This is a genomic window from Microbacterium trichothecenolyticum (assembly GCF_030818955.1).
Taxonomy (GTDB): domain Bacteria; phylum Actinomycetota; class Actinomycetes; order Actinomycetales; family Microbacteriaceae; genus Microbacterium; species Microbacterium trichothecenolyticum_B.
In genome coordinates this window covers 648,653-661,956 of the sequence record NZ_JAUTBF010000001.1, presented here as the reverse complement: position 1 = coordinate 661,956, position 13,304 = coordinate 648,653, and the positions used below count along the sequence as shown (strand labels likewise).

Sequence of the window (13,304 nt, the reverse complement as noted above, 5' to 3'; positions counted from 1 at the left end):
GCGGAAAACAAGAATGGGCCTGTGGCGCAGCTGGTAGCGCACCTGCATGGCATGCAGGGGGTCAGGGGTTCGAGTCCCCTCAGGTCCACACAAATGAAGAAAGCCCCCGCCTCGGCGGGGGTTTTCTTGTTTCCCGCGAGGACGGCGTCCACGACGGAACGGGCGTTGCGCGATGACCTTCCCGAAACGAAACGCCCGCCGCCGAGATCGGCAGCGGGCGTGAATCGTCAGACGCTCAGTCGGCGGTCGCCGGCGTCGGCAGCTCGAGCGGAATGACGGGGCAGTCCTTCCACAGACGCTCCAGGCCGTAGTAGACCCGCTCCTCCTCGTGGAAGACGTGCACGACCAGATCGCCGAAGTCCAGCAGCACCCAGCGGGACTCCTGGCGCCCCTCACGGCGCAGTCGCTTGTGGCCCGCTTCGAGGAGCTTCTCTTCGACCTCGTCGGCGATGGCGGCGACGTTGCGCTCGTTGCGGCCGGTGACGAGCAGGAACACGTCGACCAGCGGAAGCGGATCGGAGACGTCGAGGGCGACGATGTCGTCACCGCTCTTCGCGTCGGCAGCGAGGGCGGCGATCTGCGCCATCTCACGGCCATTGGCTGTGGCGGTCATCGGAAGACTCCTGTCGTGAAGGCGAGCACGAGGGTGACGGCCACCGCCAGTGCGAGAGCACCGGTCGTGATGATGAGGCCGATGAGGAGCTTGCTCCCCTTCTCGGGCGCCGGGGGGCGAATGATCTCGCCCGGCTGTTTGACGGTGCTGATGGCGGCGCTGGCCGCGATCGGCGTGGGCGACGAGGCGGGCGGCAGCTCGCCGTCGAGCAGGACGGCGTCGGCATCACGGCCGTCGGTCGTCCCGCGTGCGTGCCCGATCGAACCGAGGCCCTCGGGGAGCTCGAACGTGCCGGTGATCATGATCTCGCCGGTCGCGGTGACCGGTCCCACGAGCGGAACGCCCGTCGGCGTCTGCGAGAGGATCAGCGCATTCGGCGTCGAGACGGCCCCGCTGGCCGATGCGGTCCGCGAGATGAGTTGGTCGAACGAGGCGGGCAGGGTCACATCGGGCTTCGCCCCGTCGAGCAGCTCGGACCCGAGTGCCGGATTGACCACCGACGGCCCCGGCACCTCGTCGGCGGCGGGAACGCCTGCGATCTCGGGAACGTCGGGGGCGTCGAGGGCGGCGGGGGCGGCGGGTCGGAAGATCGCCGGCAGGCTCGGATCAGCCTCGGGCAACGGCGCGAAGGGCGCGCTCTGTCCGGGCAGGGCCGGCTCGAGGTCGGGGCTGATGACGGGGACGGCAGCCGTGCGGATCTTCTCCTGCGCACGTACCTGTCGACGCGTGAGACCCGAGACGCCCAGCTCTGAGCCGTGGTCACCGAACGCAGGCTCGAACGCCGAGGGCCGCGAAACCGGCGACGGCGCCTCTGTCGGCGTGGACGGTGCCGGCGCCGCGTCGCCCTCGACGGTCGCGGCCTCTTCCGCAGCGGTTACCGGTGCGGGCGAGGCAGTGTCGTGCTCCGGCTCCGGCTCGGGCGTCGGCGCCGGCGGCGCGGCATCCGTCTCGGGCGTGATGATGGGCGTCGCGCCGGTCTGGCGGAGCTCGCGGAGCTGACGACGTGTCAGCGGCGGGTTCTCGGTGTTCTCGGGAGTGCTCATGCCTTGCTCCGGTAAAGGTGGTGCTTCGCGATGTACTGCACGACGCCGTCGGGCACGAGGTACCACACGGGGTGTCCTCTGCGCACACGCGCGCGGCAGTCGGTGGACGAGATCGCCAGCGCCGGGATCTCCAATTGGCTCACAGTGTCGGTGGGCAGCCCTTCGGTCGTCAGGACGTGCCCGGGGCGCGAGACAGCGACGAAGTGGGCCAGGTCCCACAGCTCGTCGTGATCGCGCCACCCGAGGATCTGAGCCACGGCGTCGGCGCCGGTGATGAAGAACAACTCCGCCCCCGGCCGCTGCTGCTGGAGGTCGCGCAGAGTGTCGATCGTATAGGTCGGTCCCGCGCGGTCGATGTCGACGCGGCTGACCGCGAATTGCGGATTGGATGCCGTTGCGATCACCGTCATGAGGTAACGGTGCTCACTCTCGGTGACGTCGTCTTTCTGCCACGGACGGCCCGTGGGAACGAAGACGACCTCGTCGAGGTCGAACGATTGCGCCACCTCGGAGGCCGCGACCAGGTGACCGTGATGGATCGGATCGAACGTCCCACCCATGACCCCGATACGAGGGGCGCGCGTCACCGACATACAGGTGGCCTCAGTGGCCGTGCGCCTCGGGGGTGGGCGTGCCGTGCTTCTGCGTGTACGCCTCTGCCTTGTGCGCGTGACGGTTGGCGACGTTGCGGTACGACAGCGTGACCAGACTCAGCGCCACGAAGACGACGAATGCGACGGCACCGAACCAGAAGGTCTGCGCCTGCACGTTGCCGCCGTGGTGGGCGCCTTCTTCTGCGGCGTGGGCCAGAAGTGTGACGAAAGTCATCAATGCTCCGATCAGTGCTCTGCGCGAGGCGCACAGCCATTTTAGGCGGTCAGGCGCGCACCTGGCCGTCGCCGCGCCCGAGCCACTTGGTGCTCGTCAGCTCGGCGAGTCCCATGGGTCCGCGGGCGTGCAGTTTCTGCGTCGAGATGCCGACCTCGGCACCGAAGCCGAACTCGCCACCGTCGGTGAAACGCGTGGAGGCGTTCACCATGACGACCGCCGAGTCGACTTCGGCGAGGAAGCGATCGGCTGCCGCCTGGTCGGCGGTGATGATCGACTCGGTGTGGTGCGTCGAGTAGCGGCGGATGTGCGCCAGCGCCTCGTCGAGGTCGTCGACGACCCGCACGGCGAGGTCGAGGCTGAGGTACTCGCGTGCCCAGTCGTCGTCGGTCGCCGCGATCGCGCGGGAATCGTGCGCCACGACGGTCTCGTCGCCGTGCACGGTGACGCCGGCATCGACCAGCGATGCCAGCAGTTCCGGCAGCAGCCGGTCGGCGGCGGCTCGATGCACGAGCACCGTCTCGACGGCGTTGCAGACACTGGGACGCTGCGTCTTGGCGTTGAGAACGATGTCGCGCGCCCAGTCGTCGCGGGCGCTGGCGTCGAGATAGATGTGCACGACGCCCGCGCCTGTCTCGATGACGGGCACGGTGGACTGCGTGACGACCGTCTCGATGAGCGAGGCACTGCCCCGCGGGACCAGCACGTCGACGAGACCGCGGGCGTTCATGAGAGCCCGTGCCCCGTCGCGACCGAAGTCGTCGACGCTCTGCACGGCCTCGGGCGTGACGCCCTGCGCCTGCAGGGCGTCACGCATGACGGTCACCAGGGCGGCATTCGAGCTCTGCGCGGCGGTACCGCCACGCAGCACGACGGCGTTTCCGGAGCGCAGGGCGAGCGCGGCGATGTCGACCGTGACATTCGGACGGGCCTCGTAGATCGACCCGACGACACCGAACGGCACCGCCACCTTGGTCAGCTCGAGACCGTTCGCGAGGGTGCGCCGATCGAGCACGCGACCGACGGGATCGGGCAGGACCGCGACGGCACGCACCGCCGCCGCGAGAGCGGCGACACGCGACTCGTCGAGACGCAGGCGGTCGAGCAGAGCATCGCCGATGTCGGTGGCGCGCCCCCGCTCGAGATCGTCGGCATTGGCCGCGACGATGACATCGGACGCAGCTTCGAGGGCATCGGCGACGGCGTTCAGCAGAGAGGTCTTGCTCTCGGCATCCAGCAAGCCGATCTCACGCGCGGCGTCTTTGGCCAGACGCAGGCGCTCGTCGACGGAGGCGGCGATCGTGGTCATGGGCTCAGTGTACCCGCGCGCCCACGGCGCCCACGGGACCGGTCGCGAGGGTGACGGGGTCGGGGTTCGGAGCGAACCAGGTACCGATCGACTCACCCGCGAGGGCGGATGCCACGAGATCGGCACTCGTGACGAGCACGCCGACTCCAGCGGTCGAGGCCAGCTTCGCCGCCGAGGCCTTGGTGGCCGCTCCCCCGGTGCCCACGCCGTTGACGACGCCCGCGCCGAACTCGAACGCCGACAGGTCATCGCCCCAGGCCACGTCGGTGATCGGGCGTGCGCCGGGGTCGCTGGGCGGGAGCGTGTAGAGGCACTCGATGTCGCTGAGCAGCACGAGGGCGTCGGCGCCGATGAGCTGGGCGACCAGGGCGGCGAGACGGTCGTTGTCGCCGAAGCGGATCTCGTGGGTCGCCACCGTGTCGTTCTCGTTCACGATGGGCAGGATGCCGAGACCCAACAGCCGCTCCATGGCGCGCCGTGCGTTGGAACGGTGCGTGGCGTTCTCGAGGTCGCCCGCGGTGAGCAGCACCTGGCCGGCGAGCAGGCCGAACCGGTCGAGAGAGGTCTGATAACGCCACATGAGCACGTTCTGACCGACCGCGGCGGCCGCCTGCTGCGTCGCGAGATCGTTGGGTCGTCCGCCGAGGTCGAGCAGGGGCAGCGCCGTTGCGATCGCGCCCGACGACACGAGCACCACCTCGGTACCGGCGCCGTGCGCACGCGAGAGAGCGTCGACGATGGTGTCGATACGGTGTGCGCCGTCGCCGCTGATCGACGACGAGCCGACCTTGACCACGACGCGGGCGGCGCCGGGGATGTCGGCGCGAACGTTCGCCGTCATCGGGCGTCGTCCTCGTCGAAGAGCACCGTCGAGTCCCCGTCGGGGCTGATGCCGGCGGCGCGCGCGGCGCGGCGCTCGGTCTCGAGCTCGGCACGGGCCTCCGCCTTGGCATCCATGCGCTCGTGGTAACGCTCACGGCGCTCGGACGAAGTACGACGAGGGTTCTGAACCAGTCGGGGGTCGGTACCCCGGGGCGCGGTCATGAGCTCGGCGGCGGATGTGAGCGTGGGCTCCCAGTCGAAGACGATGCCGTCGCCGGGGCCGATCACCACGGTCGCACCGGCGACTGCACCGGCGCGGAACAGGCCGTCTTCGACGCCCAGACGCGCGAGACGATCGGCGAGGTAGCCCACCGCTTCTTCGTTCTGGAAGTCGGTCTGCTGGACCCATTTGACGGGCTTGTCGCCGAGGATGCGGTACACCGGGCCGTACGTGCCTCCCTCGACCTTGATCTCGAAGTCCTTCTTCGAGCCCTGCGGCCGGATGACGATGCGCTCGGACGGCGCGTCGTCGATCGTCGCGATGCGATGCTGCTCGACGATGTCGGCCAAGGCGAAAGTGAGCTCGCGCAGGCCCGCGCGGCTGACCGTGGAGATCTCGAACACGCGGAAGCCACGCGCTTCGAGATCGGGGCGCACGAAATCAGCGAGCTCCCGGGCCTCGGGGACGTCGATCTTGTTCAGAGCGATGATCTGCGGGCGCTCGAGCAGGGGCGTCTGCCCCTCCGGCACCGGGTAGGCGCCCAACTCGGCGAGGATGACGTCGAGATCGCTCAGCGGGTCACGGCCCGGGTCGAGCGTGGCGCAGTCGAGAACGTGCACGAGGGCGGTGCAGCGCTCGACGTGTCGCAGGAACTCCAGACCGAGCCCCTTGCCCTCGCTCGCTCCCTCGATGAGGCCGGGCACGTCGGCGATGGTGAAGCGCACGTCGCCCGACTGTACGACACCGAGGTTGGGGTGCAGGGTCGTGAAGGGATAGTCGGCGATCTTCGGCCGCGCCGCGGATACGGCCGCGATGAGGCTCGACTTGCCCGCCGAAGGAAAGCCCACGAGCGCCACGTCGGCGACGGTCTTCAGCTCGAGGACGACATCGCCCTCCCAGCCGGGAGTTCCCAGCAGCGCGAACCCGGGCGCCTTGCGCTTGGGCGAGGCGAGGGAGGCGTTACCGAGGCCGCCGAGCCCACCCGGGGCAGCAACGAAGCGCATCCCGGGGGTGAGCATGTCTACGAGCACCGTACCGTCGGGGTCTTTCACCACGGTGCCGATCGGAACGGGAAGCTCCAGGTCCTCGCCCAGGGCACCCGAACGGTGGTCTCCCATGCCGAAGCCGCCGTTGCCCGCCGAACGGTGCGGCGAGTGGTGGTACGACAGCAGCGTGGTCACCTGCGGGTCGGCGACGAGCACGACGTCGCCGCCGCTGCCGCCGTTGCCGCCGTCGGGGCCCGCCAGGGGCTTGAACTTCTCGCGGCGCACCGAGACGCAGCCGTTGCCGCCCTTGCCCGCACGCAGGTGCAGGGTGACGCGGTCGACGAAGGTGACCATGAGAGTCCTTTCGGGACGGGCCGGCACGGGCCGGACAGAAAAGAAGAGGGGGCGGGCAGTGCCCACCCCCTCCGAAGCGCTGAGCGCTGTGGATTACTCCGCTGCGGCGACGATGTTGACGACCTTGCGGCCGCCCTTGTTGCCGAACTCGACCGCACCGGCGGCGAGGGCGAACAGCGTGTCGTCGCCACCACGGCCGACGTTGGCGCCGGGGTGGAAGTGCGTGCCGCGCTGGCGGACGAGGATCTCGCCGGCGTTGACGGCCTGACCACCGAAGCGCTTCACGCCGAGGCGCTGTGCGTTGGAGTCACGACCGTTGCGGGTGGAGCTTGCGCCCTTTTTGTGTGCCATCTCTGCGTCTCCTGGCTCTTACTTGATGCCGGTGATCTTGACGCGCGTGAGGTCCTGGCGGTGGCCCTGGCGCTTCTTGTAGCCGGTCTTGTTCTTGAACTTCTGGATCACGATCTTCGGACCGCGCTCCTCGCCGAGCACCTCGGCCGTGACCGAGACCTTCGCGAGCTTGTCGGCGTCGGTCGTGACCGCGTCGCCGTCGACGAACAGAACGGCGGGCAGCTGGATGCTCTCGCCGACCTTCGCCTTCTGGCGGTCGAGCACGACGACCGTGCCGACCTGGACCTTCTCCTGGCGGCCGCCGGCGCGCACAACTGCGTAAACCACTTCACACCTGTTTTCGTTCGGGAGCGCGGGGCTCCGGTTGTCTGATGACGTCGGGAGGGTCTGACGACCCAAGTCTCGGTGCGATCCGGCGGGCCGAAGCTCGCGGGGTCACGCGCCGGAAGGGCGGACACGACGCACCAAAGAGCAAGTTTAGCCCACGCCTGCGCATCCGGCAAAAACATTCGCTCCGCGTGTCGGCCGTAGGATCACCGGATGGCCATTCTCATCGACGACCCGCAATGGCCCGCTCACGGCCGACTGTGGGCGCATCTGGTCAGCGACAGCGATCTCGCCGAACTGCACGCCTTCGCCGCCGCAGCCGGAATCCCCCGGCGCGCATTCGATCTCGACCACTACGACGTGCCCGACGAGCGTCACGCCGACCTCGTGGCCGCCGGCGCCGAACACGTCGGGGGCAAGGAACTGGTGCGGCGTCTGCGGGCCTCGGGCCTGCGCATCACCGCTCGCGAACGGCACCCTCGCAGCTGAGGCCGGGCACGGTGCTGCCGCGCGACCGCGGGGCAGACGCACGACGGGTCGGTTCCTGCCGGCGCAGCGGAGCTCGCCGACCTGACCCGACCCGTCGGAGGGATGCCGCGGTGCTCAGCCCTCTGAAGACGGCTGGGCGTTCACCGGGGTACCGGTCAACGCCGCCGTGGTCACGCGACGACGGGAGCGTCCCTGGCCGGGGGCCTTGGGCTCGGGGAGGGCTTCGAGCACCGACTCGAGCAGCGCGTCCTTCTCGGTGCGGGGGGCACGCGGCTCGCGCTTCTTGCGCGGACGCTTCTCGCGCACGGGCGCCGGCGTCTCGGCCTTCGCCTCGACGACGGCCTCGACCGAGGCCACCACGGCGGCTTCGATGACGGCCGGATCGTCGATGGTGGGCTTCACGGTGGATGCCGCGATCTGCGCCAGCGCCGACTTGACGCCCTCGGTGATCACGTGCGTGCCTCCGTTCGGGGTCGAGGGCGTGGTGTTACCCGCTCCCCCGCCATTGCCGTTCGCGCCGTTGCCGTTCGAGGCGGCGTTGCCGCCGCGGCCCCGACGGTTGGAAGAACCGCCGTTGCCGCCGCTGGAACCGTTGCCGATGCCGGTCGAGCGGTGTTTGACGACCGGATCGTGGTGCACGATGACACCACGGCCGGCGCACACCTCGCACGCCTCGCTGAAGGTTTCCAGCAGACCGAGGCCCAGCTTCTTGCGAGTCATCTGCACCAGACCCAGCGAGGTGACCTCGGCGACCTGGTGCTTCGTGCGGTCACGGCTGAGGCACTCGATGAGCCGACGCAGCACGAGGTCGCGGTTGGACTCGAGCACCATGTCGATGAAGTCGACCACGATGATGCCGCCGATGTCGCGCAGCCGCAGCTGACGCACGATCTCCTCGGCCGCCTCGAGGTTGTTCTTCGTGACGGTCTCTTCGAGGTTGCCGCCGGAACCCACGAACTTGCCGGTGTTGACGTCGACCACGGTCATCGCCTCGGTGCGGTCGATGACGAGCGAGCCACCGGAGGGCAGCCACACCTTGCGGTCGAGCGCCTTCTCGATCTGCTCGGTGACACGGAACGCGTCGAAGGGGTCTTGATCGCCCTCGTACTTCTCGACGCGCTCGAGCGAGGTCGGGCGCGACACCCTTGAGGTAGGTGGAGATCGTCTGCAGCGCCTCGTCACCCTGGATGAGCATGCGCGTGAAGTCCTCGTTGAAGACGTCGCGCACGATCTTCACCAGCAGGTCGGGCTCGGAGTGCAGGAGGGCGGGAGCCTGGATCGTCTTGACCTGGCTGGAGACGTGCTCCCACTGCGAGGTGAGGCGCTGCACGTCGAGGGTCAGCTGCTCCTCGGTGGCGCCCTCGGCGGCGGTGCGCACGATGACGCCCGACGACTCGGGCAGCACCTCTTTCAGGATCTTCTTCAGACGCGCACGCTCGGTGTCGGGGAGCTTGCGCGAGATGCCGTTCATCGTGCCGTTGGGCACGTACACGAGGTAACGGCCCGGCAGCGAGATCTGGCTCGTCAGACGCGCACCCTTGTGACCCACCGGGTCTTTCGTCACCTGGACGAGCACGCGGTCGCCCGACTTGAGGGCGAGCTCGATGCGGCGCGGCTGGTTGTTCGTCTCGACGCCGTCCCAGTCGACCTCGCCGGAGTACAGCACGGCGTTACGGCCGCGACCGATGTCGACGAAGGCCGCCTCCATGCTGGGCAGCACGTTCTGCACACGACCGAGGTACACGTTGCCGATCAGCGACGCGTCCTGGTTGCGGGCGACGTAGTGCTCGACCAGCACGTTGTCTTCGAGCACCGCGATCTGGATGCGGCCCGCCTTCGAGCGCACGACCATGACGCGATCGACCGCCTCACGCCGGGCGAGGAACTCGGCCTCCGTCACGACGGGACGACGTCGGCCCGCTTCGCGACCGTCGCGACGGCGCTGCTTCTTCGCCTCGAGGCGGGTGGAGCCCTTGATGCGCTGCGGTTCGGTGATGAGCTCGACGGCACGCTGACGCGCGGGCGGCGTCGGCGCCTCTCCCGCGTCGTCCGATCCACTTGCGGTGCTCCCGCGGCGGCGGTTGCGCCGACGGGCGTTCGCCGAGCCGCGCTCGTTCGGAGCATCGTCGTCGTCGCGCTCGTCACGGTCGAAGAAGTCTTCGCGCGCCGGCAGCGGGGGCAACTCGGGCGCGTAGAAGTGCAGAGCGGTCGAGACCGCCGAAACGAAGTTCTCGGGCAGCAGACCCAGCGACACCGCCGTGGGGCGAGCGGGCTTCTCGGGCTGGGCAGGCGCCGGCGTGACACCGGTCTCCGCCGACTCAGCGGTGGCGGCGGACGCCGTCACGGTGTCGTCGGAAGAGAAGGGCGATGCCACGGGCTCGGCGGTGGGAGCCGCTTCGGGGGCGTCGCCCGCACCGTTCACATCGGCCGCTGCGGAAGCCGCCTCCGCGGGAGCGTCGGCCGTGTCGTCGAGGACCGCGGGCTCACCGCTGTCTTCGGCGGCCGCCTCTTCGGCGTCCTGAACCGCTTCTTCGTCCTCGTCGGCCCCGGGGGCGTCGGCCACGTCGGCGGCCTGCACGGCGTTCTCGGCGGGAATCCGCGTCTCGGGGGCGGTGTTCGCCGCCTCGTCAGAGGTGCTCTGTTCGTCTGTCACATCGGCCATGCGGGGTACTCCCTGGCGGGCGACACCGCGCGTCGCCCGACGAAATCTCATGCGGCGCCGCACCCGGCGGGGCCGCGAACTCACTCGGTCTGCAGCAGGCCTGCGGCTCGTGCTGCGAAGGGCGGTCATCGCCCGAAGTCTTCTGGTGATGTTCCTGCGGCGCGGCCGCGGTCACATCAGCCTTCATTATCGCACGGACCGGGACGAACGCTCACGACGTCGAGCGCGAGCCCCGTTATCCACAGGCACTTCCGTGGGCGCGACCGAGATCGCTAGGGTCGAGATTCCGGCGAAGGGGGCCCCATGACCTTGTCTGACGACTCGCTCACCGCTCTGGGGCAGGCGCGCGCACGCGTGCAAGCCCAGACTGCGCAGGCGCGAGTGCTCGCGCACGATGCTTCGCGCATGGCCGACGAGGTACGCACCGCGACAGCGACACGGACGTCGGTCGGTCGTGAAGTGCGCGTCTCGGCGAACGCGAGCGGTCGCGTGGACCGCATCGACATCTCGCCGAGAGCCTTGGATCTCGACGCGGCGACGCTCTCGCGCATCGTGACCGAGACGGTGCGCGAGACACAGCGGGATGCCGCCGATGCCGCGCTTCGGCGCATGGCGGAGAGCCTGGGTGATTCGTCGCCGCTGGTCGCATCGACCCGTCATCGGATCGACGATGAGTACGCGGGCCCGACCACGGGAACGGTGGGCCGATGATCGAGCACCTCGAAGTCACGCCACTCCGCCTGTCGACGACAGCGGAGAACGTCAAGGCGGCTGGCGCGCAGATCGACGCGCTTCTCGAGAATCTCACGCGCGAGGCAGCGACCCTCAGCACCCAGTGGAGCGGTGAGGCTCAGCAGGCCTACGCGCGTGCTCAGGCGCAGTTCGGCGAACGGTTGGTCAATCGAACCGCCCTGCTGGCTCGATTGAGCGGTGCCCTCGAGGACCTCGCCACCGCGTACAGCGAGGCCGACCTCGCGGGAGCTCGTGGACTGGGGGCGACGGCGTGATCCGGCGTGCTCGCGTGGCCGCCCTGTTCGGCATCGCCCTCGCCGCGAGCGTCGCCTCCGGCTGTAGCCAGATGCCCTTCCACGATGATTCGTACAAGACGGAGATTCCTGCCGTATTGGAAGCGGCGGACTTGGGGATCACCGACGCGTGGGCGGGGGTCAGCCTGAGCGGCTTCACGGAGACTCTGTCGATCGGGGGAACGGTTCAACTCCCTCCGAACGAAAGCACTGAAGCCACGCCAGAGTTTGTGCGTGACGTCATCGGCGTCGCACTGAACGGTCGGTCCATGAGCATGAGCTATCTGGATCTGGCCTTCCGCGACGCCGAGGACGAGTCCGTTGATGTCGCGTCCGCGCTCACCAGTCTCGGCGCCACCCCCGGGTACGACGGAACCAGCATCACAATGGATGAAGCGAGGAAGATCGCGGAGGAATCCGGACGATGACCGCAGCGAACCAGCACATCGAGATCGACGGTGGCGTCCTCCAGAAACAGGCGAATCATGTTCGAGAGGCGTCGTCGGCTTTCGGCACGGCCGGAGACGGCATCCGCGCCGAGCTCCCCGGGGACGCCTTCGGGCTCTTGAGCCGAGGTCTGGTCGTACCTTCGGCCAACGCGCTCGCGGGGCGAGCGCGCGAGCTACTGTCATCGGCGGGCGATCTCGCCGAGAGAGTGGCGGGCGGGGTCGATCAGGCCGCGACGGGCTTCTCCACCGTTGAACAGGACGCCGTCGACGCTTTCTCCCGGAGCGACTAATGACCGTGGCATCTGGCATCAGCGCAGAACTCGCCGGAGGAAGCTGGGCCGGGGGGCTCCCCACCAATGGTCCCGGTGGCGACTACTGCGCGCAGATTCCCGGCATTGCCGGCGTCGTTCTCCAGTTCGTGCAGCCTCTACGCGAATGGTTCGACGAGCTGGTCGGCGACCCCGCCGCGACGGCATCCGTCGCGGCGGCATGGGAAGATGCCTCGCGAGCCCTGGTGGGTATCCCCGATACCGTCCAACAGGCACGATCGTCTCTCGCCGAACTCGACGGACGCACGGTTCGCGCCCTTCGCGAGCGTCACGAGGACCTCCACCGCATCGCGCTCGACGCCGCCGAGTGGACGGCCGCCACCGCGGCGGCTCTCCGCCTTGCCTCTCGGATCGTCGAGGCAACCCGGTCGTACGTGTGCGACGCGCTCGTGCAGTTGTCGCAGTTCGCTGATCAAATCTTCTCGTTCAGCCTCAATCCGTTCGAGATCGCCGACCGGGTGGAGGACTTCGCGCGCGCCGCGTATGACCTCATCGAAGCGACAGGGCGCCTCGTCACCGACCTACTCGAAGCCCTTTTTGCACTGGGCGCCCTGCTTCAAAAGCTCCTTCCGATCGTCGCGGAGGGGCTGAGCCGACTGCGACAGATCATTGCCCAGATGCTGCCGATGGCTAACGCCCTCGCGCGGGTGCCTTTCGGGGCGGCTCGGCGTCGGCGTGGGCTTCATCCTCGGTGGGGCCGCGCAGAACTTCATACAGAACTCGACCGATGTCGAAGAAATCGACCCCGCGACCCTCGGGACCGAGGCGCACGAGGCCTGGAAAGACTCCCAAAAGGTCACTCATCTTTCTTCGCTGGCGGACCTGGTCTCGGTCAATGGAACAACCGACGCCATGGGCGCCGCAAACTCGACCGCGATCGACGTCAAGAAAATCAAGGGTCCGGACGGCATCGAGCGTTGGGTCGTGTCGCTCCCCTCCACGCAGGACTGGCAGTTGGGTCCGGATGCCGGCGCACTCAACGATCGCGACTCGAACGTCGCCCTCATGGCGGACAATCCTCTTCTCCGTACCGCCTACGAGCGGGCGGTTCTCGAAGCGATGAGCGACGCCGGCATCCCCCCGGGGAGCGACGTCGTCCTGACCGGGTTCAGCCAGGGCGGGATCATGGCGGCGAACCTTGCCGCGGATCGCTCGTTCCCGTACAACACGGTAGGAGTGGTCACCAACGGTTCGCCCATCGATTCGTTCGATATCCCACGGAAGATTCCCGTGTACGCCTTCCAACACGTGACCGACATAGTGCCGACGCTCGATGGGAGCGCCTACGACGAGACGGCTCCGAACGTCCACCGAGTACTTATGTCGGGTCCTGTCAGCCCGCTCGACGCGCACAACAACAAGGCTTACACCGACTCAGTCGCCGCGTGGGAGAAGCAATATGCCGAGGAGCACGGTGGTCCGCCACCGGGTGTCGACGTGTTCACCGGCGAGGTCGTGGATCACAGCGTCTTCACGACCCACGAGTGAAGCCGCCGG

Annotated in this window: 15 protein-coding genes, 1 tRNA gene and 1 pseudogene; 7 read left to right on the top strand and 10 right to left on the bottom strand. The window is 68.7% G+C overall.

The genetic code is table 11. The features are described 5' to 3' along the window. Positions 1-15 precede the first annotated feature (15 nt). Positions 16-88: transfer RNA gene (locus QE412_RS03160), tRNA-Ala, on the top strand. Between the two features lie 147 nt (positions 89-235). On the opposite strand, the gene rsfS is transcribed toward QE412_RS03160, so the two are convergent. The 9 genes from rsfS to rplU form a co-directional block, all read right to left on the bottom strand. Beyond that, the gene (gene rsfS / locus QE412_RS03155; protein ID WP_307480040.1) at positions 236-613 is read right to left on the bottom strand and encodes a ribosome silencing factor; all 378 of its coding nucleotides are present in this window, start codon (positions 611-613) and stop codon (positions 236-238) included. Next, positions 610-1,656: a hypothetical protein gene (locus QE412_RS03150; protein WP_307480037.1), complete on the bottom strand. Its 1,047-nt coding sequence runs from the start codon at positions 1,654-1,656 to the stop codon at positions 610-612. The genes rsfS and QE412_RS03150 overlap by 4 nt, the downstream gene beginning before the upstream one ends. After that, positions 1,653-2,249, bottom strand: a complete 597-nt coding sequence (nadD, locus tag QE412_RS03145) for a nicotinate-nucleotide adenylyltransferase (RefSeq protein WP_307480035.1) — start codon at positions 2,247-2,249, stop codon at positions 1,653-1,655. The genes QE412_RS03150 and nadD overlap by 4 nt, the downstream gene beginning before the upstream one ends. Before the next feature lie 10 nt (positions 2,250-2,259). Further along, positions 2,260-2,484 carry a hypothetical protein gene (locus QE412_RS03140; RefSeq protein ID WP_307480032.1) on the bottom strand — a complete coding sequence of 75 codons (225 nt, stop codon included), beginning with the start codon at positions 2,482-2,484 and terminating at the stop codon, positions 2,260-2,262. 49 nt (positions 2,485-2,533) lie between these two features. Continuing rightward, entirely contained in the window at positions 2,534-3,793 is a 1,260-nt protein-coding gene (locus QE412_RS03135; RefSeq protein ID WP_307480030.1) for a glutamate-5-semialdehyde dehydrogenase, read from the bottom strand. A 4-nt stretch (positions 3,794-3,797) separates the two neighbouring features. After that, positions 3,798-4,634 (bottom strand): glutamate 5-kinase, encoded by an 837-nt coding sequence (gene proB / locus QE412_RS03130; protein WP_307480028.1) that lies wholly within the window; start codon positions 4,632-4,634, stop codon positions 3,798-3,800. Next, the gene (gene obgE, locus QE412_RS03125; RefSeq protein WP_307480025.1) at positions 4,631-6,175 is read right to left on the bottom strand and encodes a GTPase ObgE; all 1,545 of its coding nucleotides are present in this window, start codon (positions 6,173-6,175) and stop codon (positions 4,631-4,633) included. The genes proB and obgE overlap by 4 nt, the downstream gene beginning before the upstream one ends. Positions 6,176-6,268: 93 nt before the next feature. Then, positions 6,269-6,526 (bottom strand): 50S ribosomal protein L27, encoded by a 258-nt coding sequence (rpmA, locus tag QE412_RS03120; RefSeq protein WP_058596273.1) that lies wholly within the window; start codon positions 6,524-6,526, stop codon positions 6,269-6,271. Between the two features lie 18 nt (positions 6,527-6,544). Continuing rightward, complete coding sequence (gene rplU, locus QE412_RS03115; RefSeq protein ID WP_076675829.1) at positions 6,545-6,853, bottom strand: 50S ribosomal protein L21; 309 nt, start codon at positions 6,851-6,853, stop codon at positions 6,545-6,547. 213 nt (positions 6,854-7,066) lie between these two features. Between rplU and QE412_RS03110 the strand changes: the two genes are divergently transcribed. Beyond that, positions 7,067-7,342: a DUF4031 domain-containing protein gene (locus QE412_RS03110; protein ID WP_307480019.1), complete on the top strand. Its 276-nt coding sequence runs from the start codon at positions 7,067-7,069 to the stop codon at positions 7,340-7,342. A 114-nt stretch (positions 7,343-7,456) separates the two neighbouring features. Here QE412_RS03110 and QE412_RS03105 read toward each other — a convergent pair. After that, positions 7,457-10,004 (bottom strand): annotated as a pseudogene (locus QE412_RS03105) (Rne/Rng family ribonuclease). 303 nt (positions 10,005-10,307) lie between these two features. Between QE412_RS03105 and QE412_RS03100 the strand changes: the two are divergent. From QE412_RS03100 to QE412_RS03080, 5 genes are all read left to right on the top strand, one after another. Continuing rightward, positions 10,308-10,715: a YbaB/EbfC family nucleoid-associated protein gene (locus tag QE412_RS03100; RefSeq protein ID WP_307480014.1), complete on the top strand. Its 408-nt coding sequence runs from the start codon at positions 10,308-10,310 to the stop codon at positions 10,713-10,715. Further along, positions 10,712-11,011, top strand: a complete 300-nt coding sequence (locus tag QE412_RS03095; RefSeq protein WP_307480011.1) for a WXG100 family type VII secretion target — start codon at positions 10,712-10,714, stop codon at positions 11,009-11,011. The genes QE412_RS03100 and QE412_RS03095 overlap by 4 nt, the downstream gene beginning before the upstream one ends. A 14-nt stretch (positions 11,012-11,025) precedes the next feature. Continuing rightward, positions 11,026-11,457 (top strand): hypothetical protein, encoded by a 432-nt coding sequence (locus QE412_RS03090; protein ID WP_307480008.1) that lies wholly within the window; start codon positions 11,026-11,028, stop codon positions 11,455-11,457. Beyond that, the gene (locus QE412_RS03085; protein ID WP_307480005.1) at positions 11,454-11,768 is read left to right on the top strand and encodes a hypothetical protein; all 315 of its coding nucleotides are present in this window, start codon (positions 11,454-11,456) and stop codon (positions 11,766-11,768) included. The genes QE412_RS03090 and QE412_RS03085 overlap by 4 nt, the downstream gene beginning before the upstream one ends. Before the next feature lie 714 nt (positions 11,769-12,482). Next, positions 12,483-13,295 carry a hypothetical protein gene (locus QE412_RS03080; RefSeq protein ID WP_307480004.1) on the top strand — a complete coding sequence of 271 codons (813 nt, stop codon included), beginning with the start codon at positions 12,483-12,485 and terminating at the stop codon, positions 13,293-13,295. Positions 13,296-13,304 lie beyond the last annotated feature (9 nt).